This window comes from Picosynechococcus sp. PCC 11901, assembly GCF_005577135.1.
In the GTDB taxonomy this organism is placed as follows: Bacteria; Cyanobacteriota; Cyanobacteriia; order Cyanobacteriales; family MRBY01; genus MRBY01.
Genome location: NZ_CP040360.1, coordinates 2918384 through 2941965, shown reverse-complemented (window position 1 = coordinate 2941965; position 23582 = coordinate 2918384). Strand labels below are relative to the sequence as shown.

Below are 23582 nucleotides of genomic sequence, written 5' to 3'. Positions count from 1 at the left end.
GGGAGATAATCAGTAAAGAAATGTAAAAACCTCTCAGCAAAGGACAAACGCAACCATGCGCGTAATTTTAATGACGGGAAAAGGAGGCGTCGGCAAAACCTCTGTCGCAGCAGCTACAGGACTCCGCTGTGCCGAGTTGGGCTATCGTACCCTAGTGCTCAGTACCGATCCCGCCCACTCCCTCGCCGATAGTTTTGATATAGAGCTTGGCCACGACCCCATCGAAGTGAAACCAAACCTCTGGGGCGCAGAACTCGATGCCCTGCGGGAGCTGGAAGGCAACTGGGGCGCAGTGAAACGCTACATTACCGAAGTTTTGCAAGCGCGCGGCCTTGATGGTGTTCAAGCAGAAGAACTCGCAATTCTGCCGGGCATGGATGAAATTTTTGGCCTGGTGCGCATGAAACGCCACTACGACGAAGGCACCTATGATGTTTTAATCATCGACTCGGCCCCTACAGGCACAGCTTTACGTTTATTGAGTCTGCCGGAAGTGGGCGGCTGGTATATGCGCCGTTTCTATAAGCCCCTCCAGGGAATGTCTGTGGCCTTGCGTCCCCTCGTTGAACCCATTTGGAAGCCCCTCACGGGTTTTTCGTTGCCTAACAAAGAAGTAATGGATGCGCCCTATGAATTTTATGAGCAGATCGAAGCCCTCGAAAAAGTGCTGACGGATAACACCGTTACTTCCGTGCGCCTCGTGACGAATCCAGAGCGAATGGTGATTAAAGAATCTCTCCGCGCCCATGCTTACCTGAGTTTGTACAACGTTTCGACAGATATGGTGGTGGCCAACCGGATTATCCCCGACAGTGTGAATGATCCGTTTTTTGCCAACTGGAAAGACAATCAACAGACCTATAAGCAAGAAATTCACGACAATTTCCACCCTCTGCCCGTGAAGGAAGTGCCCCTCTACCAGGAGGAATTATGCGGTTTGGCGGCCCTCGAACGACTCAAGGAAACCCTTTATGGCGAGGAAGATCCGACCCAGGTCTATTACAAAGAAGATACGGTGCGGATGATCCAAGGGGATGGCGGTTACAGCCTCGAACTTTACCTTCCCGGCATTCCCAAGGAACAGATCCAGCTCAATAAAACGGGTGATGAACTGAATATTCGCATCGGCAACCACCGCCGGAATTTAGTCTTACCCCAAGCTCTTGCTGCCCTGAAACCCTCTGGGGCAAAGATAGAGGAAGATTTCCTGAAGATTAAGTTTGCGGCCTAGATTGCCCAGGATTTTTTAAATAAAAATCACTCAACTCTCTGTTCTGTCTCTGGAATGGAGAGTTTTTTTAGTGAGAGGCAAAATGTTTAGACTGCCCGACAATCGAACGAACCCGGTAAATGGGCCGCCCCTGGGATTCGTGGTAGGTGCGGATCAGCAGTTCTCCCAGGAGGCCAAAGCCAAAGAGTTGCACCCCGGCTAATAAAAGGATCGCTACCAGGAGCAACAAAGGGCGATCGCCAATCGCTTGGCCCAAAAAGAGCTTGAGGAACGATAAATAGCCCCCCAAAATAAAGCCGACGAGCATAAAAATAATGCCGAGGTAGCCAAAAACGTGCATCGGGCGGGTGAGGAATTTTTTCATAAACCACACCGTCAGCAAATCCAGCAGCACCCGAAACGTCCGGTCTAGGCCGTATTTACTGCTGCCAAACTGGCGGGCATGGTGCCGCACGGGAATTTCAGAAATAGTCGCCCCTTCAATAAACGCTAGGGCGGGGATGAAGCGGTGCAATTCCCCATAGAGATTCAGATCTGCCAAAATTTCCGTCCGGTAAGCCTTGAGGGAACAGCCATAATCATGGAGATTGACCCCCGTTACCCGACGGATCAGGGCATTGGCAATTTTTGAAGGGAGAAGCCGCGTCCACTGGTTATCCTGTCGTTCCTTGCGCCAACCGCTGACGAGATCATAACCTTCGTTCATTTTTTGGAGCAGGTTGGGGATATCCGCCGGATCATTTTGTAAATCTGCATCTAGGGAAATAATGATCTCCCCTTGGGCGTGTTGGAATCCCGCTGCCATTGCTGGAGTTTGGCCGTAGTTACGCCGCAAAATAATTGCCCGTAGATCTTCCCGTTCGGTGGCTAATTTTTTTAAGAGTGCCGTGGAGCCATCCTTCGAGCCATCGTCCACACAGATAATTTCGTAGGCATAGTTGTGGGCTTGCATCACCGAGGCGATCGCCTGGATCAGGTGCGGCAGACTTTCCACTTCGTTGTAGATGGGCACCACAATCGATAGGGTTTGGGTGGTGGCAGGCGCTTCGGTAATCGGGGCTGGGCTAGACATCAATGGTGGTTAAATTTGACAGGCTAAGGACGGTGGGGCGTAACTTTCCATGACACGACCAAAGCCACAGAGGGTCTGGTGGTAGGCGCGACTAATCATGTCCCACGGCTCCCAGAGGCGATCGATGCCAATGCCATTGCGGCCCATCTCGATGCCGGAGCTATGGATATAATAGCCTTCTCCGAGGTACAGGGCGACGTGATCAATGCGTTGCTCTTTGGCAAAGAAAATCAAATCGCCGAGTTCCAGTTCTTCTTGGGAGATAGGCTCCACGAAATCCCCCTGTTGATAGGAGTTGCGCGGTAACCAAATCCCCTGGGAAGCATAGGCCGCCTGGATAAACCCAGAACAATCATAATTCGGCGCGGTGGTGCCCCCCCATAGATAGGTATTACTCACTCGTTTCGCAGCGTGGGCAAAGATCAAAATATTTTCCATGCGCGCTTCGATTTCCGGGCGATCAACCGGGACAAATTCGTAGGGTTCTTCGGCGACTTCGAGGTGTTGTAAATCTGCTTTTTTGAGCCAAGTACAATAGCCATCTTCGACGGTCATCACCCGCACAGCCTGGTCTGTTTCTTTATTGAGCATTTGCACCCGACGACCAGCGGCAGCTTGGGTACCGAGGGACTGACATTCGGCGTCGTCATATAGATCGAGGGTTTGCAGGCAAAAGTATTCACCACTGGGAGAAGGGGACAGTTGCATAGATTTCAAAGGGGTTAGGGGGGATGGATGCGGGAGGAGAGAAATCAACGGTGCAGCCGTCTTTGCCGCCTATTCTATCCTGACCTCGGCCCGGTGCAGCGATAATTGGAGGCGATCGCCATAGGTGAGATCCAGAATCAGGGGAGCAAGGACTTCGAGGGTGGCAGGCGCTTGGAAATGGCCCAGTTTCGTTTCGGGGTGCGGGTAATAAATTAGGCCATCATACCGCTGCTGGCGGTGCTCAATGTAACAGGGACTAAAAGAAAAGGTCTCTGGGGAAAAATCCGGGTGCCATTGCAGATTTGTGAACGTATAACGGGGTTGAATCAGAGTAAAGGTTTTGGGCGCAATGGAAATATTGAGAGTACCCGGAAAATAACCAGATAAATCTAGGCCCAGGTTACGAAAATGAGGTGTTTGCAGCGCAATGGTACCCGCTTCGTAGGGACTATTTTTCGCTTGCCCCGAAGCCACTTGATGACCCCGTGTAAGCAAGCCCGTCACCGTTTGCCAGGTCATGGTTTTAATCCCGCTGGTGGGAAAATTGGTAAGCACCGACAAAGGCTAGGGCGATCGCCACCCCTGCCAAAATGGGAATCGCGTGCCAGGGAAATTCCGAAAGGGGCAAATAGGCCGCCGCCCGCAGTCCGGTGGTGGTGTAGGTCAGCGGGATGCAATAGACAATCGCCCGGAACAGACGGGGTAAAGTTTCCGGGTCGAAAAAGGTCGCCCCCAAAAAGGACATCGGCACAATCAAGAAATTATTAAAAATCCCCACACTTTCCAGGGATTTGACCCGTAGACCGACAATCACCCCTAACCCCGCAAACACAGCGCAGTTCAACAGCAGCAACAGAATGAACAGAGGATTGATAAAGCTAAAAACTTTGCCCGTAAAGAGGACTGCCACAATCAGCACCGACCCCGCCGTCATCAGTCCCCGCAGGATGCCAGCCATCATTTTCCCTAGGTGTAAAGCGAGGGGATGGACAGGCAACAGGAGCAATTCTTCAAAGGTTTTGCTGTAGAGGCGATCGCCACAGATCGAGAAGGTTGTCCCCCCGAAACTAATGGTCATCGAAGACAGGGCAACCATCCCCGGCAAGATAAATTCTAGGTAAGTATCCCCGGCGGGGGGAGTAATCGCTTGATCTAGGGCACTACCGAGTCCCAGACCAAAGGCCAAAATGTAGATGAGTGGCGAAACCAGGCCCGTTGCTGCCACCTGTTTGAGGCGCACCCGCAACTTTAACCAGTCCCCCCAAAAAACACCCAGGGTATCACCCCAAAGATGAGCTAGTTCAGAGCGTTGACGAGGCGGTGGGGTCGTGGTGGTACGGACTTGATCGGAGACGGCTTCTAGGTTAGTCACGGTGCTTTTTAGGACAACTTTACATCGCTTCACATTATCGAATTTTAGGCGAACTTGCTAGGGTTCATCATTTAGGTAGCTAATGATTCGGGGCTAGATTCGTAAACCAAATCAAACTGCCATGGGCCTTGAAGGATTTGGCATAAACGAGGTATTATTGTAAGCTGTGTCGATTTATAGAAACTTATATGCCTAAATTAAAGACTCGCCGTGCAGCTGCGAAACGATTTAAGCTGACTGGCAGCGGCAAGAAAATCGCCCGTCGCAAAGCGTTTAAGAATCACCTTTTGAACCATAAGAGTTCAGAACAGAAGCGTCGTCGTCTGTCTGGGATGGCCCTCGTGGACAAGAGCGATGAGAAAAATGTTCGTCTGATGCTTCCCTACGCCTAGAGACAGCGAACGGTAGAAACTGTCTGGTTTCTGAAAAATCGAGAGTTTTATTACTTAAATTATATATAGGTAAAGTTTATGCCAAGAGTAAAGCGCGGTAACGTCGCCCGTAAGCGTCGTAAAAAAATCCTTAAGTTAGCGAAAGGTTTCCGGGGTTCCCACTCCAAGCTCTTCCGCACTGCAAACCAGCAGGTCATGAAGGCACTCCGGAATGCCTACCGCGATCGCCGCAAGAAAAAGCGTGATTTTCGTCGTCTGTGGATCGTGCGGGTTAATGCCGCAGCTCGGTTGAATGGTCTGAGCTACAGCAAACTGACCCACCAACTCAAAAAAGCGAACATTGAGATCAACCGGAAGATGCTGGCTGAACTGGCTGTTGTTGACCCCCAAGCCTTTGCCCAGGTGGTTGAAGTGGCAAAAAGTGCCTAGACAGTAACACCATTTCGTCGGTTGTGGCATTATTAAAAGTGAAGAATTGAATTAGCCCCCAGAGTAGCCATTCTGGGGTTTTTTTGTTAGGGGGAAGTCATGGCGCGCGGTGGAGTATTTGGATATGGATTGGCGATCGCCGCTAGCTTCTTTTTCGGGTCAACATCTTTAACCCAAGCCACCCCCCTCGAAACCCTCCAAGCACGAGGAATCCTCCGGGTCGCGGTCAAGGACAATGTGCGGCCCTTGGGATTTCGGGATGAAGCAGGAAATTTACAGGGCTTGGAAATCGATATTGCGCACCAACTGGCGGCGGAATTATTAGGCGATCGCCAAGCAGTAGAATTGATTCCCCTCACCAACCAGGAACGCCTCGATGCGGTGCTGACCGGGGAAGTGGATCTCGTCATTGCCCAACTCGGTCTCAATGCTTCCCGTCAACGGCTCGTGAATTTTAGTCCCTACTATTACCTCGATGGGATTGGCTTCGTGACACGGGATCGCGAGATCCAATCCCTAAATCAAATCAATGATCAACGGGTCGTTGTCCTCGAAGGTTCCGAGGCGATCGCCGCCGTGCGGGCCTATTTTCCTGGAGTCACTCTTGTTGGCGTCAACTCTTACCAAGAGGCGTTAAATTACCTCGAAAATAACGAAACCGCCCTCTTTGCAGGGGATCATTCCGTCCTCACGGGTTGGGTACAAGAATATCCAGAATATCAACTCCTCCCCGCTTGGCTCACGGGAAATCCTTTGGCGATCGCCTTTCCCAAGGGAAGACAACACCAAAGCCTGAGTCAAGCCCTCCAGAAAACAGTAACCGATTGGCAAAATAGCAATTGGTTAACGGAACGTATCAATTATTGGGGTCTACCCCAATAGCAACTTAGTCTCAAAAGTAACTAGCGGCGAGTGCCCGTCACAAAAGGAGCATTAGGCTGACCCGTGCTAAAGGAGACCGTGAAACGATCATCCGTAAATTTTCCTGTGGCAAACTTATACTCGTCCTGACTCCAACCAAAGACTAAGCTGGGACTATTGTAAAAAGATCCAAATTTAATCCCTGCGTTCACACCATATCTAGCAACCACAGTATCCTCATCAAAAGGTGTGTAATAACCAGACAGAGAGAAGTTATCTCCTAATTGAGTTCCTAATCTGAGCGTCAAGTTACTTTCATCAGAGTTGGGCAAAAGACCACCGAAGTTTTGATCTGCCGATAAAGTCACTCCCCCAAGTCGGGCCGCCGCACTTACCGTTGCTCGACTCCCGGTCGAACCCACAAAAATATCGCCAATCTGCTGATCTTGGTCAATCGCGTAATCCAAGCCTGCCGCTAAAGTAAACGAATTGCCATTATTTGCCGAAAAAGTTTTTGCAACATTGCCCCAGAGACGACTGTAGTAGTCTTTATCAGGATTGAGGTAGCCAATACCACCCACTTCTGCGCGCACCCCAGCATTCACATTTTGATAGCGATAATCCCCTCCGACATAGGCCTTGAGCCAATCTTGGGTATCTTCGGCTGTGTAATCAATTAAAGCTCCTAGATAGTAACGAGTCCGGTTGCGATTATCTGTGCGGTTGCCTGTAAAGCTAAGGTGAGGCACATAATTTGTTCGCTCACTGTAGCGAGTTTTGATGATTTGTGTTGCATCCCGCTCAAAAAAGGCCAAGCCAATTTGAGTATAGGCATCCTGAATATCATCAAAGTCCAATAATAGCTGCTGATCAACACCACCAACCTCGTTGAGTAATGTCGCTGCTACTTGAGCACTCAGATTATCTGCATCTGTGGCTCCCCCTTCACCATAAGCGGCTGCCACCAGACGCGGCCCACTAAAATCCTTAAAACGACTGCCATCTTCTAAGATTTCAATCTCACGATCAACCACAGGAGAAAGACCGACCCAAAAACTGTTCGAGGTTGCTGCGGGAATATCCTCTGGCGGAGTACTTAGATCCGTAACGCTTTCTGCACGGGAAACACTCCCTTGATAAGCCGTGAAGCTATTGGCAGGTAAGCGAGAATTGTTCGCAGCGCTAAACAAGTTAGCGTTAACATTCGGATTTGGTGGTGCATCTCCCCCTTCTAGGGCTGGGTCAACATCCGGCAAGAGTAAGGTTGCTAGCTGCACTGCACTATCGAGGCCAAAATCTTCATCGTTGGGAATCGCTGCAAACCCGCGTACTGTTCGCCCTAAAACGGCTTCCTGGTCATTTTGCTTGAGCACTTGCCGTACATTGGCAATTCCAACACTGTAGGTATTATCTAAATTTTCGCGACGAATGGTTTGGCCCTGGCGACCTGTCTCTGGGCCAACGGCAACAATTCCAGAATTGGGTACGTTTAGTTCAATACCGACTTCTTGACCGGGTAATCCCCGTTGGAAACCAGGTTGCTTGATAAAGGCTAAGTTTTCTTCTGAAACGACCCCACCAAAAGCAATACCCGAATCTAGGAGCCGACTAGGAAGAAGGGTATCTGGGTCATAGCTTTGGGGATCGAAGGCAACTGGGGGTAAAAAACTACAAGTCTCGTCACTGTTTCCTCCTCCGGGATCAAGAATGTCGCATCCTCCTGTGAGGGTGAACTGGTATAAATAGCCCCCCAGAGTTACAGGCTGATCAATCTCAGTTTCCACTTCCCGGTCTTGGGCGGCAGATCGCAGGCGTACGTAAGTTCCCCGAAAATCTGTCACCGCCACATTATCAGCGGTTGTTCCTTGGAAAATGTCAGAATCCAGCCGAGCAAAGCCGTCTACATTCACATCGCTCGTTGTGGAATCGGACAGGAGGCCAGATGCGGCAATTTCCCAATCGGAAAAATGAGAAATCGGTGTTCCATCCAGATTTTGTGTCGTGATTAAGGGATTAACACGATTGAGAGGCATTTTTTGAAGAAGACCGTCAGTCTCAGGGGCTGGTGTCTCTTCTTCTAAAGTTGGATCTGGCGTTGGAACAGGAATTTGCGCGACGTCACTGTCTGTTTCTGTGCTGGCTTCTGTACTAGGAACTGGTGACGATGTTGCTACAGGACGCGAATTTTCTTGATTCGTCGCAACCCTCTCTTGCTGCTGTATTGGTTCAGATAAGCGAGGGGGGGCCTGAGAGTTAATGACACTCTCCTGTTGGAGATCACGAACCACCGATCGAATTTCACTCAACTCTTGTTGGATATTGCTGAGTTGCTCTTGGAGTGCGGAGAGATCGCCGAGCTGCGAAAGGAGCTGGGCTAACTGGATTAACTCAGCCGACGAGAGACCTGTTGCTGGGGCTCCAGAGCTACCTGTGGTAGGGACTTGGGCAATTAGTTGTTCTGTTGGAGGAGCTGCGGCTGATGGCTTTGATTCATCTTGTGCTGTGGTGGCAGGGGCGCGGGCAATGAGTTGCTGCTTTGGATTAGGCCCAGGGACAGTATTCTGAACTACGGTTGAAACTTCTGCTGGAGACTGGACTGCTTGGGCTTCTGGTGCAGAAGTGGGGGATAAATTGACCTGCTCAAGGGAATTATCAACGCTGACATTAGTCGCTTCCATTGCGGTGGCGAGGGTGGCGAAGGGAGTGGAGGCCATCGCACAAAGAAGACTACGGAGAATGGGGCGAGATCTAGGCAAGGTCATTTTGCTGTGGATTGTAAAAAATAGATGGTCACTATAAAGATCTACAACAGGAACACAAAAGTAGCACGGCGCAATACAACTGGGCCTGAAGTTGGGCTTTGCTTTTAGCTCAACACCATTCTGCTGTGCCAATCGATAAAATTCAAGGCAGAGATTACTCGATATTATTTCACAATGTTAAATTTGAGTTATCGACAAGATGACCTTATCGAAACAACAGTATCAATGATGTCTCTCGCCAGAAGATAGCTAAATTTGCTGAAAAAAGCAATATCTTAGATGGACTCACAGCAAGAAATCATTTTTTTGGGAAAGACAAAAATTTAAGATGTGAACACAAAGCTCAAATGCTGTTGTATTTTTATGATAAATGGGTATATTGTCTAACAGGACAAGATTAAATGCTAAAAGTCGTGATGGCTTTTAGATACTTTATCCCTTGTTGTTCGCTCTTCTTCTCATATACTTACGTCTTCAGAACTAGCAGTGATTTTTTCCTATTAACTAGGTCACTGCTAGGCATGACAAAACAATCAACTCAACTTGGAAATATCCTAAATCCATGAAAAAATTTTCTTTTGCTTTAGCCGCCGCTAGTGCGCTCTCCCTCGGTCTCGTTTCCACTGCCCAAGCTGGTCAAGGTGGGATTGCCGCTGGTGCCGCTGCCACTTTCCGCGCCAATGGTAATGTCGAAAGCTTGTCTGTTGCTGCCGCTGTTGGTAAGGATTCCGCCGCTGTCGCCGTCCGTAGCCAAATCTTAGAAGGAACCAGCACTGAAACGCCTGTTTTAAATAACGGTACACCAGTTCGCGAAAATGTTGTTACTGATCCAAGCAGTGGTATTACTACTGACACAGGTAATATTGCTACGGTAACTGTAACTACTCCAGGCTCTGTGACAAATGAAGCCTATGCTCTTGGTGGAGGTAGCGACATCGAAGTTAACAGTATTGCCTCTTCTGAAGCGCTTAATGCAAACAACGTAGCACCGAACTCTGTCTTGTTTGGTGGCAACGACGACAACTTGAGTACTCCACAGGCTAACGCTCTTGCCGGTGGTGGTGGCAGCTTTGTCGTTTTCGATCCTGATACTGGTACAGTTATCTTTGTAGATGGCAACGGTCTCTCCCCGCTAAATTAATCTCTGATAGTGATCCTAGACAAATTAAGTCTATAGGAATTTGAAACTAATCAGATAAGGTGTATTGCTTAAGGGTAATGCACCTTTTTTTGTGCTTTTCACTAAGATCTATAGTTGTATTACCAAAGCCTCAGCCAAACCCAACAAGAAACCACGGCAAAGCAGCGGATGGTTAACGGAACGTATCAATCATTGGGGACGCCCCTAAAGACCTGATACACTAGCAGGGCTTAGGTTTCTGTTGATTTTGCCGCAGCAGACTTAGGGAACAATAAAAATTTTTTATAAAACCTGCTATCAATCATTTCCTATTATGGATCAAGAGTTTCTGCCAATCTTTTATCTGTCTATCCTCGTTGCTCTGCTAGGGGGATTAGCCTTTTTTCTATTCCGTCAAGTTATTAAGACCCGCCGCGTTGAAAACACCTTTTCTAAGCTACAAACCAAACTCAAGCAAGGCTCTGGCACTGCCAAAGAATATTACGAACTCGGTAGTCTCTATCTCGACAAAAAACTCTACGTCCAGGCGGCCCAACTGCTCCAAAAAGCACTGAAGGTAGAAGACGAGTTGGAACCAGAAAATCAGGCATTAGTATATAACGCCCTCGGCTATGCTTATTTTGCCCAGGAACAATACGACCTCGCCATTCGCCAGTACAAAGCAGCCCTAAAGGAAGTCCCGGATTACGTCACAGCTTTAAACAATCTGGCCAATGTGTACGAAAAAAAGCAAATGACAGCGAAAGCCCTGGAAACCTATGAACTTGCCCTAAAAGCAGAACCAGAGAATAAAACAGCGAAAAAACGGGCCGAATCACTCCGCAAACGGTTTGTTTCTCCTTAGACCTCTTCCGGCCTTCGGCCACCTTCCCCAGAGAAGGATGTGCTGGGGCCTTTTTTGGCGGCTGAATTATTTCACACGAGCCCGGAAGCGGATATAGCCATAGGAATTAGCTGGAGTCGCAGGGCTAGTCGCGGGGTCAACATTAGCTAGCTCAACTCTCAGGGTTCCATTTGGATTATCGGCGGCGGTCATGGGTTGTAGGTTGTCTGGACGAATACATCCGCTAGGGGTAAGGTCAGGGCCGAAAAATTGTCCCGCATCAACATCAGCAACGCCCGTTAAATTGGTTTCACTGTTGTTAAAGTTCAGTTTAATACCCATAGATGAACCGTAAGCATCTGGCGAATAATCTAAGTATTGGGATAGGCGATCGCAAATTTTGATATTGCTGGCCGGGGCATTGCCTTGATTGAGGAAATAAATAGTGTATTCAACTGTATCATTCGGTTTAGCCTCAAGGCCTAACTCTCCCACTGTGAAGGTGTTACTTTGATTGCCCGCACTATAACCAGGCCAAAACGGCGCATTATCATTAGCTGCGGTACTGTCACTACTCGTATCATCCCTATACACAGTGTAATTTGTAGTATTGTTTTCGCTGATAACCGCAGTAATACGTTTTACAAGAATTAAATCAGGAGCGTTAGCAACACCATCAGTAATCGTTGTCCGGTCTAAATCCGTATTATTGTCGTCATTGGGATCGGGTTGATCGCCAAAGACTGTAACAAAATTTTCGAGAGTACTGGGGGCGGTGTCTTGGACATACACCGTAATCGTCAAGGTTGGTGCCGTGGCTCCTGGGGTAAGGGTTCCGTTGTAACTGCATTCAATATCCCTCAGATCTTCGGGGGCTGGGGCGGTAAAGCTCACAAGCGGACAAGTCCAATCTGTGCCTGTGCCCGAAACATAATAAAGACCATCAGGCAACTGATCGATTAACTGTATCCCTGTTGCGTCGGCTGTACTGGCGCTTTCATTTTTTACGGTCAATGTATAAACTCCTTGGGCTTCTTTTGTGAAATTGCCGCTATGAGCTTTGTCAACAGACAGATCTGCACTGCCTGTAATACTGGTGGGATCGGTGTCAGTGTTATTATTCGTATCAGCATCTCCCGGCGTTGTGACGATGGCACTGTTGGTGATGGAATTAGTCCCTGTTGGTGTAGTTGGGCCGATATCTACAACAATATCAACGGTATTTGTTTGACCGGGGGCCAAATCATCATTACTTATGCAAGTGACGACCTCTTGGGTACTGGTATTTCCTTGGGTTGTAACACTACAGCTCCAGCCCTGACCAACTGCACTGTTATAGGACAACTCCAGAGGAAGCGTGTCTGTAATGGTGATCGGATTTGTAATGGTGATATTGCCGACATTTTTCACTTCTAAGCTATAGGTTCCTTGGTGACCAATGGCAAAGCTACTAGCCAGGTGGCTTTTGGTGAGCGCCAAATCAAGGTTGCGGGTTTGTACAGGATCTGTTGTACTACTATTGTCATTATTGGGGTTGGGATCTGGAGTGGTCGCAGCATCGACGCTAGCTAAATTCGTAATAGTGCCAGTGGCGGCGCTATTTACATTGACAACTAAAGTGATCGTAGCGTTTTGGCCGACTGTTAGGCCGTTAGTTTTCGTGCAAGTAATAGCTTGACCAGAGGCATTACAACTAAAGCCATCGCCAGAACCGGAAACAAAATTCAAGTTGCTTGGCAAATTATCTATAACAGTGATCGCTTCGCCATCAGAAATATTAGAAAGGCCATTATTCGTTATTTCTAGTTCGTAGACTGCTTGTTCTCCGGCAACTAAACCAGGAATAGTTTCTGGGGGGGGAGAGGTATTTGTGATCGTCGAAATTAATGTTTTAGTGATGCTGAGGTCTGCGGCCTGTTGAACGGCTGTTGAGATGGTATGACGATTTCGACTATTGGAATTATTATCATTTAAAACAATATTGGCGCTGGGTTCTCCTGTTAGGTTTACTTGCGCAGTATTTGAAGTGGGATTAGTGGCAGTACCATCGACGAAAACATTTAGGTTAATCGATGTTGTTGCGCCTGCTGCGAGGTTGCTGCTTCGCGTACAAGTCACATTTTGACCGGAAGCATTACAAGTCCAACCGGATCCGGTGCCGGAAATAAAAGTAAAACCTGTCGGCAAGGTATCCGTTACAGTAATCGGATTTGTCGTCGAGGCGATCGCCTCCGTTGGGCCATTGTTAAGAATATCCAACCGATAAGAAGACGTCTGTCCAATAGCAAAGCTACCGCCAGGGACACTTTTCGTAACCTTGAGATCGAAATTTGGTGCCACAACTAGAGTTTGTTCATAGCCAAAAAATTCTGCTAATCCAGTCGTTGTACCTGGTGCATAACCATTATTCGCCGTATTCGTATCCCCCGTTGTTGTGACCTGGGCAATATTATTAAAACTAAGTGGTAACGTTTCGGTTCCGGCGGGAATCCAAGTAGCAATGGGCTTGACACGAATCCTGATCGTACTAGAAGTACCAGCCGCCATAGCCGTACTACGAGCGCAACGCACAATATTGTTATTAATGCTATCTGCTGCCGGATTACTAATAGGATTAGCAGGGGTTGGATTTTCAACCAGGCAATTCCAGTTTGTTCCAGATGCCTCAAGTACTTGAAAACGATCCGGCACATCATCTACCACATTGATGTCATCAACCGTAGCATTAGTGCCCAGATTGTTCACCCTCAGAGTATAAACACCTTCTCCTCCAGTCGTGAAATTCGTCGTACCAGGATCTGTTGTTCCATCCACTGCATCTGTTTTGGTAATACTCAGATCAGTAACATTTAAACGAATCGAAGTAGAAGAAAGATTATCATTTGAATCTGTATCAACAAAAGTTCCATCAGTCTTCGGTGCGCTAACTCGGTTAACAATATTGCTGTTGACAATACCTAATGCTTGTAATTGAGCTAGAGTTTTAATGCTGCCAGTGAATGTATAAGTAACAATCCCCGTATTTTTGTTTAAAAAAGCTGTTTTATCAACTTGATATCTTGGGGGATTAGTATTAGGCACTAAATTAAAATTGACGGCTATGGGACTTGTACGCCCTGAATTAGCAACTTGATTATCACAGACTGTTAAGGTTTGGCCCTGGCTACCAGTTGCAGAACAAGTTACCCCCGTTATGTTAATTTCAGGCGGGATAAAGTCTGAAATAGCCACATTAACACCATTTGGCCCACCGTTATTATTATTAGCGACCGTAACAGTATATTGAATGGGATTGCCGGGGCTTACTGTCGCCGTACAGCTTTCGGTGGTTCCATAATTGCTAGTTCCACCAGATAAAGTACAAGCAGGACTTGGAGTGACTCCGTTAATCTGAGTTAATTGCTTCCGAATCCCAATGTTGTATTTGTCATTATTACCAATCAAAACAGGTGTAGATTCAGTTGCTGTCTTTGATTGTGTTACCCCGTCATTAGCGCTATAAACTCCAACCGTATTAATCAGCGCAGTACTCGTCCCTGGGACTGTATTTGTCTGTCTTCCTCGCACAATTAGGCGCAATGTTGCAGTCTGACCAGGATTTAAAGTTCCAGGATAGACAAATGTAAAAAGTCCGCTATTGCCAACAGCACAAGTTGTTCCACTTGCGGGTAAAACTGGATTATTAATCCCTTGGTTACAAGTCCAGTTAATAACTGAACCATCTGGCCCTACTCCAGCAAAGGTTGTTGAAGCTAATTCAATAATATTGTTATTGCTGTTCGGCAAAGTTTCAGTGATGGCGATGGGGCCGACAGTTGGTGCAACGCCATTATTTCTTACAGCGATTTCATAGGTTAAATTTTCTCCGGTATAAGTTTGACCAGAAAGATTGTAAGTAAAAGCTGCCTCAAAATCATTTTTTGTAATCGTCAAATCAGAAACTGGCAATGTAATCAGAAAATCATCGCTGCTGGTGTTATCACTGCTATTTGCTTCTGTCGTGGCACTGGTAACGGTCGCTGTGTTTCTGACAACGGCGCTAGTACCCGAAGTAATCACACCACCATTTGCCCGAAAAACCAAGGGTAAAGCCGTCGCAGTTGTATTGCCGGGTAAAGGGATAGGATTAGTACCAGAAACGTAGGTACAGGTTAGATTTTGACCATCGATCGTACAATTCCAGACCGTAGGAATATTCGGATTATCAGCCAAGCTAAAAGTAAGTCCCTCCGGTAGCGTATCGGTAATGATCACTGGCGCTGCCGCTGTTAGGCTACTCTGATTTTGTACAGTGAAGGTATAGGTAATCGGAGATCCAGAGAGAACCACCGGGGCATTATTACTGGCTGGATTTGCGGCCGCATCAGGACTACTATCTGCTTTTGTGAGTTTCAGATTTGTGGCTTGGATAATGCTCGTGGGGTCAATATCTGTATTGTTGGCAAGATTAGGATCGGTGGTTGGACTACTTACTGTTGCTTGGTTAAAGGTATTCGCTGCGGCAGTTTCAGCAACATTAACACGGATACTTAAGGTTGTTACTCCTCCATTTGCTAAGTCATTAGGATTGGCACAGGTGATATTACGTGTTCCTGCACCGATACAAGTCCAACCGACAATCGTCCCTGATTGACTTTCTACGCCAATGTTGGAATTGGAAGGATTGAAAATAAAACCTTGGGGTAATGTGTCTGTGATAACAAGATCACTACGGGCTGTATTCAAGCCATTGTTGGTCACTTGGAAAGTATAGATGTTGTCTCCCGGTGTAAAGTTGCCAATATGGCTTTTGTTGATTACTAAATCAGCGCTAGGGTTTGTGACATTAAAATCGACAACCCCAAGACCTGACCCAAAGCCGCCATTGTAGTGAAAGCTACCACCAGAAAAATCAAGGATCAGGTGGTTAATTGTGTAGTTACCATTGCCCCCAAGAATCTTGAAGAGATAGCGCGTTCTAACGGTGTTACCCACCTTGCCGGCAGTGCTTGGATATTGGTCTGGGGTACCATTTAGGGCTACTGTTTCGTACTCACATACGCTAGAACTTGCCAAATATCCTGTCACTGTGGGGTCACTAATCCAGCCACAGGCATTGGCATAGATACTGGAATTGTCAGGGTTGCCGCCAACGTTACTGTAGTCTGTCTGGACATCAAGGATTTGAAAGACAGCATTGGGAAAGTCGGAACTGACGGTTAACTGGGGATAGGCCGTTGCGGTTCGAGTAGTGAGCTCAAAGGCATAGGTTCCGCCCACTTCCACACTGTAGCTGCTACCACCACCACTCGCAGTATCAAGATCATTGGCATTGATCCCAAAAATACTGGCCGCCGTTGTGGGAGCGAGTTGAGTGAAACCAGTCACACTATTACGAGCTTGGGAAAGAATTTTTTCGATATAAATCTGGCGGGGGTGCCCTGTATCGTACTCATTAATAGTGCCTTGGTAAGGATCGGGGTAACTATTGGTATCGACAGTGGCGGCGTTATCAGCGAAAGCTTCAATACGGTAACGTTGGACTCGATTATAAATATCCGAAGTACGAGTTAAGGTCAAAACATAGTAGGCATCGAAGCAGTTTTTGGGCCTGCTTGTTTGTTGGTGATGGTTTAGGGGGGGTGTACTTGTAGTTGATGGAGGCAGGCTCGGCACAAGCCATTGATCTTTGTAAAGTCCTGTGGTGCTCACACTGATAAGAGGATTAAAAGCACCTTCGCGAACAAAGCGAATTCTGAGGTTTTGGGCTGCTGTCGTAGTACTGAGGTTGCAAACCCTGGCGCCCACGAGAAATTTGTCGGGACCATCATTGGGATTATTACTATCTAGGCCGATGATATCCCAGGTGAGGGGTTCAATACTCAGGGGGCCAGAGGCGATCGCCGGCTGTATGTGGAATAAAAGATGTAAGCCAGATAGTTGGATGGTCAGGATTAATGTAACGAAAAAATTAAATAGAAAGCGCTGGGTTTGATGTTTTCTTTTTTGTGTTTTTTTCCGAACTGGATTGGTAGGGAAAGAATTTTGAAGAGGTTGTTCTTTGGGATTTTTTTTCAAAACTACAAATCGGCAAAAATCTCCTATGGCAACAAGAAAGGATAGGGGCAGTAATAGTACTTTAATAAGAGATTTAAAGCACATTACTTTAAGATTTTTTTGGAAATTGGTACTCTTTGCCATGGAGTTTTAAGGAGGGTATTGCGATGAGAATACGAAAACAAAAGACTTAAGGGATATTGTTTATTGCATGGCCTCTATGGGAAGAAAAGTAGTTTGATCCAGGGAAATATTTTATGATTTGACAAAGTTAAGCTCATTGGATTTTTTTAGAAGAATTAATCTGGGGAGGTATTGGCATTCCAGAGACGATCTAAGTCAATGGTTTGACCAAGTTGGCGGCTACGTTGGCGGCCACTGATTTGGAAAAGATTATCTAGGTTGCTTAGATCTTCACTGAGGAGGAAATAAAGCGCTGATTCTAAACGACGAATTTCTCTAGCACTGAGGAAGTTCGAGGTGGGTTCGAGGGCGGGAAGCTCAGGAGTGTTTTCATCTAAACGGCGATCGCCAAGGATTAGTGGTTCGGTATTGGCATTACCAAAGAGGAAACTGTCGTCGGTATCGAGGCGGCGGGCCTGGATCTCACCCCCAAAGACCGCATCATAAATTTCGGGGGCGAGGGCCTGGAGTTCACTCTCGCTCAACTCATCTAAACGGCGATCGCCAAAGATCAGCGGTTCGGTGGTGCTATTCGTGATCAACTCATTGGCTGCTGATTCATCCAAACGGCGATCGCCCAGAATTTGCGCCTCTGGTTGGGGTCTGGGCTGGGGTTCGCTGCGGGTGAGGAGCCGTTCTGTCGGGATCTCTGCAATGGGGTCAGATTCTGGCATCAAGCTCGTGACAAATTCGGTGATCGGATTCATCGGCGTAACATCGGCAAGGAGGAGGGTATCGGGATCAGCAAGTGGCACAAAACCGAGGATCCAGTAGGGCAGATAGGTAAAGTTGGGGTTGAGATCAGCATCGGTGCGGTTATAGGTTTGGACTTGGAGATTTGTATCGTCGGGGGTAAAGGTAGCCTGGGATAAGTTCAATGAAAAACTTTGGGGCCGTTCCTGGCGAGAATTGCGATTCACTGTACTGGTGGTGTTTTGGGGGAGATCAGGCGGTAAAGTCGCTAATTGGGGTAATTCTGTGTTGATTAAGTTACCCACAATGGGATTGCCACCGAGCTGGGTAGAAATGGCCTGGAAGGTAGCAGTAGTACCACTCAGGGTAAAGGTAATCGGCTGTTCTGGAACTTTGTTTTGGGAACTGTTGCCTAGGGATCGGAGCGTCAGGCGATCGCCACTGATCCCCCGACTGAGGAGATATTGGCGGGCGGTTTGCAGACGACGGGCTTCGAGATTATCGGGGGTAAGTTCAGCCAGGGGCGGCAGAATACCTTGGATATCCAATTTTAGGTCTGAATATTGACCCAAAACAGTGACCAAACTATCGAGCACCATTTGTCCTTCCAGGGAAACACTGGTTTTCCCCCGCTCAAAATCAATGGCCTGGGACACATCTAAGCGCAGGGGTGTTTTTAAAGCCGCTTGTAAATTAGCATCAGGCTTGGGGGCTTCGACCATTAATTTGCGGGTTTCTGGCACAGCAGCAACGGGTTGCTGGCGACCAAAATCAAACAAACTGTCCAGCTTGAGAGTAACCCCCGCATACAAACCTCCATCCGAGCGACTGCCAGAGAAATCCCGATCATTGTTCACCTGACCAGAACTGTAGCCCACCGCAAAGCGGAGATTTGGTGTCGCATAATAGCCCACCTCCGCGAGCCAACCCATTTCGCTATAGCCTGCTGAATGTTGATTGATCCAACGAATCCCGCCAGTCAGATCAAACTGTCGGTTGAGCAGATAAGTAGCTCGGAGTTGGGCGAGGGTCGCAGAAGTCGTTGTTTCAAAATCCTCGGCGAGCTTGAGGGTGGAGTGACGATAACCGAGCTTGCCGTAAAATTCCCAACGGTAGTTAGGCGCATAGATCGCCTCGGCGGCAAAGAGATGTTCCGTGACGTCGTTCCCCCTGCCCGTGAGGAGGGTTTCGGGGATGGTGTTCGGATTTTTGCGATATTCATAGCGGAGGAGGGCGTTAAATTTATCCTCGTAGGGATTGCGGTAGGCGAGACCAACACGCAGTTCTGTGGTGGGAGGTAAACCACGGGTGGCTTGGCCTGCGGCGAAACGTCGGTCAAAATTAGCGAGGGCTGTCAGAGATGGCGATAGTTTGCCCCGGACAGAAGCTGTGATGTTACTGGTGCTGCTGCCGTTGGTATTGCGGAATTCGTAGCCCGCTTCGGCTTGGAAATTTTCCCCATCGCCCCCACCTCGATAGCGGCCCCGGATACTAAGACTATCGCCCCCACGTAGGCCGGTCGAACGGGATGCCCCTTGACCTACTGCGCCATCACTACCCACAAAAAGATTACCCACAACTTTCTCGTAGGCAAAATCGAGGTCAAAATTTTTGAGGACGGCCCAGTTATGTTTAATGCCAAAGGTTGCTGCATCCTGCATCCCTGTACTAAAGCGTTCCATGTCATAACGGGCGCTGAGGATGGTGTTGTGCCAGGGTTTGTATTCGCCAGTAAGGCCGATGCTGGTGGTGCTTTGGCCAGCGAGGGTACCGCTGTGGTACCAGTTTTGGTTCAGGTTTAGGTTGACGCCCTGGGCGATCTTCCAGTCCAGGCCAATTTGACTGCGATCGCTAAATACGGCATCAGATTCCGCCGAGAGGGTGGTTTGGTTGAGGAGGCGCAGTTTAAGGCGATCGCTGAGGGGCGTTGTGAAATTGGTACGCAGTTGGGTAGAGCTACCGTCGTTTTCAGGGTTGAGATAATCAAGGCGATCGCGGAATAACAAATCCACATTCAGATTCGCTTTGCCGAAACGCTGGGCGAGGCCGGCGGTGATGGTGGTGAGTTCGTTGTCCACCAGTCCAGTGGGAATCCCCTCTTGGCCGGCGTTGATCAGATCGCCGAGGGTAACGATGGGGCGAATATTCACCCCCTGATTTTTTTCGTGGTCGTAGTTAAAACGCAGTTGGGTGCTGGGGGAGAGCTGGGCATTTAGGTCAACGCCATAGCGAGTCTGGCCGGGGACAAAACTAATGGTGGAACGGTTGGCAAAACCGGTGTCGGCATGGCGATAGTAGGCCCGCCCGGTAAAACCATCGGCAAATTTAGCATCCAATTCAAAGCGGTAAGCGGAACCAGAAACATTCCCTAATTCGGCGGAACTATTTTGGCTCTGGGCGTATTCACCAATAAATTTGTAGTTTTCACCGAGGTGAATTTGAGCATCAACCCCATAAACTTCGAGATCTCGCTCTCCTTGGTCTTCACGGAAGTAGGTCGCCCCGATCCAACTGGCTTGCCCTGGGTCGCGGTTGAAATGGTAGCGTAGTCGTCCGGCATATACTTTATTGTCTTCACCGCTTTCATTTTGGTAGGTGACAACAATCCGCCGCACAAGAATTTCGCCGTTGTCGCCTATTTCTGTGCGTAGTACAGGATCGTTAAAGACAATGCTGCCCCGGTCGTAGTCAATTTCGTAATCTTGGCCCCGGAATAGGCGATCGCGCCAAATAATCGTACCGGGTCGTTCGAGTTCCTCTAGCTCAAAGTAAACTTCTTCACTGCCGGGGACTACGAGGCGTTGGGTGAGGAAATAGAAACCGCTCGTGCCATCGGGGAGGAGAGTATCCCGCTGGAAGGCTTCGCCCCCCTGGCTATAGAGGGCAGAAATTTGCAGATCGCCAAGGTTGTAGTTTAGCTTTGCACCGTGGAGTTGGCGACTGAGGGCGGTGAATTCTTGGGAGCTGGTGGCAAATTCCTGACCTGTGCCGTAGTCCCCCCACATGACGTAGTCGGGGTCAGTCGCGCCTTCAATATCCGGAGTGCGTTCGAGGCGGAGGTAGAGACTGTCCTGGGAGGGGGTCAGGTTGCGGACGGTGGAATTATCGCCGTAAGTGAGATAGGGTTGTTCGGAAACTTGGTCGGCGCGAAAGAGGCGATTGGTACAGGTTTCACAGGCTTCATTTAGGGGGCGATCGCCATTGAAAGCTGCGGTGAAGAGCCAATCCCCAATCGTACCTGTGGCAAAGGCTGCGCCATCCACATCAATGACGGTATCGCCGTCAGCATCAGGGTTGAGGAAATCGCGATAGCTGCTGAAATAGTCCGTATTGTCTGCCCCGACCCGGAGGTTGATTACCCCCGTCAACAGGCTAGGACGGAGGGCAGTTTCAAATTGGACTTGGGTATAGGCTTCTAGTTCAAAGAGGCGGGCGCGAATTTGGACGGGGCCACTGTCAAGGGAGGATTGGAGGGTGGCAGTAAATTCCCCATCCTTGGCATCTATTTGGAAACCCGGTGCTTCAGGCCCGGCATCTTCCCCAAGAAATTCGCCGGCGGTGGCTTCGAGGGTAATCCGACCGCCCCCACTGGCCCGATTCCCATTTTTATCGAGCAATATCCCCTGGATCGTCACGGGCGATCGCCCATCGGCGGGCACCCGCGTTTCAACGGTCGAGAGCCGTAAATTTGCCACATCCCCCGGCGCTTGCACCTGAATTTCGTTGCTAACCGTGGTGCCATTGAGGGTGGCCGTCGCCTCGAGGGTATTCTCCCCAGGGCTAAAAATCACCCCGTACCAGGTTTGACGCACCATCCCCGTGCTACCGTTGGTTTCCAGTTGGCCAATTTGATTCGAGTCAATTTCGACACCATTAACGCTGAGGGTGGTGGTGCTGCTTGTGGGGACTTCGATCACGACGGCACTGGCATTTTTCTCTAAAATCGTCCCCGACCCAGGGCTAATAAATTGCACGGTGGGTTGGGCGATCGCCGTTGGCATTGGAGTAGACTCAATAACCGGCGTCAGGGTCTCCCGACTGTCTAGCGATTCAGTCGCCACGGGTACAGTCGGGGATGATTGGGCCAGTAGGATTTCTCCCTGGATCTCACTTGCTGCAGACGGTTTATTGAGGATCGCTTGAAACTCAGTTTCCTGGGGGCCTGTTGGCGTCTGGGTGGTTACAACCCCACTGATTTCAGCCGTTGTCACCGTTGGCGTTTGGGCCGTTACTTCAGTAAACCAACCGCTGAGGGCCAAAATTAATGTTGTTAGGGGAACGGAGAAGCGTTTTTTCATTCGTCTTCTCCAGGGATTAAAGGCGTTACGGCAAAGTTCATCCGGGCCATGCCACCGGGTTCGAGGCGCACTGTGCGACTATAGGTGCGGTCTTCGGCAATGAATTTTTCGTTAGGGGCGGGGGCATAACCGGGGACACTGGTCAGATCCAAGACCCCTGCATGCCAACCAGGAAGAACATTAGCGACGGAAAACAAGCCATTTTCATCGGTGACAATGCGGTTGCCATTTTCCATAAAGACCACGGCATTGGGGATGCCGGGTTCACCGTACTGTTGTTCCCCATCGAAATTTTTGTCTTCAAAGACTCGCCCAATGATTGTGCCGAGGTCGGAAATTAAGCCGTTGCGAATCCCCACGTTGTAAACAGCGGGGCCATCCCGGACAGTGAAATTGTTGTCTTGGCGATCGCCGGTAACAAAGGCCACATTACGGCCATCCCCCCGCAGGGCATCGGGGGTCACTTCCACTGCATAGATGATCCGGGCAGGGGGATTATTTTCAGGGGAGGTCGCACCGGGGAAGGGGGCCTGGAACGTGAAGGTAATATCACGTCCATTTACCGTTGTGTCTAGGGCTACAGGACTGTCACCAATGACCCCCTGCACAGAATCTTCAAGGAGACGGAAACCCAGGGGCAGGCGATCGCGCACTTCAACATTTTCTAGGGTGCTCGTGCTGAGGTTATTGATACTCAGGCGATAGACCACCGTTCCCCCAGGCTCGACGGTGGCCCGGTCGGCGTTTTTTTGAATTTGGATTGCTTCGTTTTGACAGACGGAAATCACTGTTGTTGAAAAGACGATGAGCGCGGTCGTTTCTGCTTTCGGGATGGTTATTTCTTGGCTGGTTAAGGTCGGGTCTTCTAAACTCAGGGGCAGCCCATCGAGGGAATTCGCCACATAGGTAAAGGAGTCTGGTTCGACCGCTGTGATCCGAATCTGGATCCGCCGCTCATCAAACGATGACCCCAAGGGCGGCCGAATCACCAAGATATAAACAGTGCCCACATTGAGCTGGTCGGGTCGTAAAAAGAAATTAAACTGACCCCGCAGATCCGGGTCACCGAGGGTTTCGGTGTTACCAAGGTCAAAGGGATTAGCGTTAGCTTCATTGACATTGACCGCCCCAGGGGGAAGGGGCACTGCCCCAGTGAGGGGATCGAGGACAAGCAAAGCACCAATCTCGGTTTGTAAGGAGCCACCAGCCTCGTAGAGTCCCACTCGAAAACCGCTGTAATCATCCAGGGTCTCTCCGGCACAGCCGAGGACGCGACCAAAGGGGTCAATGGGTGGCGGCGGGGGAGAACCATCAGACCTGAGAAGCACTGGGTTGCTGGTGGTATTTACGGCTGGGCCATTCTCCCCAATTTGGTAGCTGGCGTCGGCCCGGTTAAAGAGGGTGACAGCTTCTGTCGTCCCTGGGGTCTGGGCCAGAACTAAGGGCATACCTAAATTCAAACCCACACCGACTAGGGCCATCGCCGCTGGCGATCGCTTGAGGATTAGTCGTGAATGGTCAAGAAAATTAGGCATTAAAAAAACTCTGGCCGACGAAGGCCTCCAAAAAAGTAAAGACCAG

At 49.1% G+C, this 23582-nt stretch carries 14 protein-coding genes; 6 read left to right on the top strand and 8 right to left on the bottom strand.

All coding sequences use genetic code 11. The annotated features are described in order from the left end of the window. Window positions 1-55: 55 nt before the first annotated feature. Entirely contained in the window at window positions 56-1231 is a 1176-nt protein-coding gene (locus FEK30_RS15170) for a TRC40/GET3/ArsA family transport-energizing ATPase (protein WP_138073638.1), read from the top strand. Window positions 1232-1298: 67 nt separating this feature from the next. On the opposite strand, the gene FEK30_RS15165 is transcribed toward FEK30_RS15170, so the two are convergent. The 4 genes from FEK30_RS15165 to FEK30_RS15150 all read right to left on the bottom strand — a co-directional run bounded on the left by FEK30_RS15165 (window position 1299) and on the right by FEK30_RS15150 (window position 4287). Further along, window positions 1299-2303: a glycosyltransferase family 2 protein gene (locus FEK30_RS15165; protein WP_065711106.1), complete on the bottom strand. Its 1005-nt coding sequence runs from the start codon at window positions 2301-2303 to the stop codon at window positions 1299-1301. A gap of 9 nt (window positions 2304-2312) precedes the next feature. After that, a complete protein-coding gene (locus FEK30_RS15160; RefSeq protein WP_030006592.1) occupies window positions 2313-3011 on the bottom strand; it encodes a C40 family peptidase in 699 nt (232 codons plus the stop codon). A 69-nt stretch (window positions 3012-3080) separates the two neighbouring features. Beyond that, window positions 3081-3530 (bottom strand): hypothetical protein, encoded by a 450-nt coding sequence (locus tag FEK30_RS15155; RefSeq protein WP_012307783.1) that lies wholly within the window; start codon window positions 3528-3530, stop codon window positions 3081-3083. 4 nt (window positions 3531-3534) lie between these two features. Beyond that, window positions 3535-4287 (bottom strand): ABC transporter permease, encoded by a 753-nt coding sequence (locus FEK30_RS15150; RefSeq protein WP_315862722.1) that lies wholly within the window; start codon window positions 4285-4287, stop codon window positions 3535-3537. 284 nt (window positions 4288-4571) lie between these two features. On the opposite strand from FEK30_RS15150, the gene rpmI reads away from it, so the two are divergent. The 3 genes from rpmI (at window position 4572) to FEK30_RS15135 (ending at window position 6086) form a co-directional block, all read left to right on the top strand. Beyond that, window positions 4572-4775 (top strand): 50S ribosomal protein L35, encoded by a 204-nt coding sequence (gene rpmI, locus FEK30_RS15145; RefSeq protein ID WP_065711104.1) that lies wholly within the window; start codon window positions 4572-4574, stop codon window positions 4773-4775. A gap of 78 nt (window positions 4776-4853) precedes the next feature. Then, a complete protein-coding gene (gene rplT, locus FEK30_RS15140) occupies window positions 4854-5204 on the top strand; it encodes a 50S ribosomal protein L20 (RefSeq protein WP_012307780.1) in 351 nt (116 codons plus the stop codon). Between the two features lie 99 nt (window positions 5205-5303). Next, complete coding sequence (locus FEK30_RS15135) at window positions 5304-6086, top strand: transporter substrate-binding domain-containing protein (RefSeq protein WP_138073636.1); 783 nt, start codon at window positions 5304-5306, stop codon at window positions 6084-6086. Between the two features lie 20 nt (window positions 6087-6106). Here the strand turns inward: FEK30_RS15135 and FEK30_RS15130 are convergent, their stop codons facing one another. Next, window positions 6107-8779 carry a hypothetical protein gene (locus FEK30_RS15130; RefSeq protein WP_138073635.1) on the bottom strand — a complete coding sequence of 891 codons (2673 nt, stop codon included), beginning with the start codon at window positions 8777-8779 and terminating at the stop codon, window positions 6107-6109. A 610-nt stretch (window positions 8780-9389) separates the two neighbouring features. Here FEK30_RS15130 and FEK30_RS15125 point away from each other — a divergent pair. Both FEK30_RS15125 and FEK30_RS15120 read left to right on the top strand, forming a co-directional pair. Further along, window positions 9390-9968, top strand: a complete 579-nt coding sequence (locus tag FEK30_RS15125) for a hypothetical protein (protein ID WP_138073634.1) — start codon at window positions 9390-9392, stop codon at window positions 9966-9968. Between the two features lie 313 nt (window positions 9969-10281). Continuing rightward, complete coding sequence (locus FEK30_RS15120) at window positions 10282-10812, top strand: tetratricopeptide repeat protein (protein ID WP_012307776.1); 531 nt, start codon at window positions 10282-10284, stop codon at window positions 10810-10812. A 66-nt stretch (window positions 10813-10878) separates the two neighbouring features. Here the strand turns inward: FEK30_RS15120 and FEK30_RS15115 are convergent, their stop codons facing one another. The 3 genes from FEK30_RS15115 to FEK30_RS15105 all read right to left on the bottom strand — a co-directional run bounded on the left by FEK30_RS15115 (window position 10879) and on the right by FEK30_RS15105 (window position 23536). After that, a complete protein-coding gene (locus FEK30_RS15115; protein ID WP_138073633.1) occupies window positions 10879-16971 on the bottom strand; it encodes a DUF11 domain-containing protein in 6093 nt (2030 codons plus the stop codon). Window positions 16972-17126: 155 nt separating this feature from the next. Beyond that, complete coding sequence (locus FEK30_RS15110) at window positions 17127-22001, bottom strand: TonB-dependent receptor (protein ID WP_138073632.1); 4875 nt, start codon at window positions 21999-22001, stop codon at window positions 17127-17129. Then, window positions 21998-23536 (bottom strand): DUF11 domain-containing protein, encoded by a 1539-nt coding sequence (locus FEK30_RS15105; RefSeq protein WP_138073631.1) that lies wholly within the window; start codon window positions 23534-23536, stop codon window positions 21998-22000. Before FEK30_RS15105 ends, FEK30_RS15110 begins: the two co-directional genes overlap by 4 nt. Between the last annotated feature and the right edge of the window lie 46 nt (window positions 23537-23582).

Bases quoted from the DNA above. Each gene is read 5' to 3' on its own strand.
- FEK30_RS15170 (WP_138073638.1), top strand. From the start codon at position 56: ATGCGCGTAATTTTAATGACGGGAAAAGGAGGCGTCGGCAAAACCTCT.
- FEK30_RS15165 (WP_065711106.1), bottom strand. From the start codon at position 2,303: ATGTCTAGCCCAGCCCCGATTACCGAAGCGCCTGCCACCACCCAAACC.
- FEK30_RS15160 (WP_030006592.1), bottom strand. From the start codon at position 3,011: ATGCAACTGTCCCCTTCTCCCAGTGGTGAATACTTTTGCCTGCAAACC.
- FEK30_RS15155 (WP_012307783.1), bottom strand. From the start codon at position 3,530: ATGACCTGGCAAACGGTGACGGGCTTGCTTACACGGGGTCATCAAGTG.
- rpmI (WP_065711104.1), top strand. From the start codon at position 4,572: ATGCCTAAATTAAAGACTCGCCGTGCAGCTGCGAAACGATTTAAGCTG.
- rplT (WP_012307780.1), top strand. From the start codon at position 4,854: ATGCCAAGAGTAAAGCGCGGTAACGTCGCCCGTAAGCGTCGTAAAAAA.
- FEK30_RS15135 (WP_138073636.1), top strand. From the start codon at position 5,304: ATGGCGCGCGGTGGAGTATTTGGATATGGATTGGCGATCGCCGCTAGC.
- FEK30_RS15130 (WP_138073635.1), bottom strand. From the start codon at position 8,779: ATGGCCTCCACTCCCTTCGCCACCCTCGCCACCGCAATGGAAGCGACT.
- FEK30_RS15125 (WP_138073634.1), top strand. From the start codon at position 9,390: ATGAAAAAATTTTCTTTTGCTTTAGCCGCCGCTAGTGCGCTCTCCCTC.
- FEK30_RS15120 (WP_012307776.1), top strand. From the start codon at position 10,282: ATGGATCAAGAGTTTCTGCCAATCTTTTATCTGTCTATCCTCGTTGCT.
- FEK30_RS15115 (WP_138073633.1), bottom strand. From the start codon at position 16,971: ATGGCAAAGAGTACCAATTTCCAAAAAAATCTTAAAGTAATGTGCTTT.
- FEK30_RS15110 (WP_138073632.1), bottom strand. From the start codon at position 22,001: ATGAAAAAACGCTTCTCCGTTCCCCTAACAACATTAATTTTGGCCCTC.
- FEK30_RS15105 (WP_138073631.1), bottom strand. From the start codon at position 23,536: ATGCCTAATTTTCTTGACCATTCACGACTAATCCTCAAGCGATCGCCA.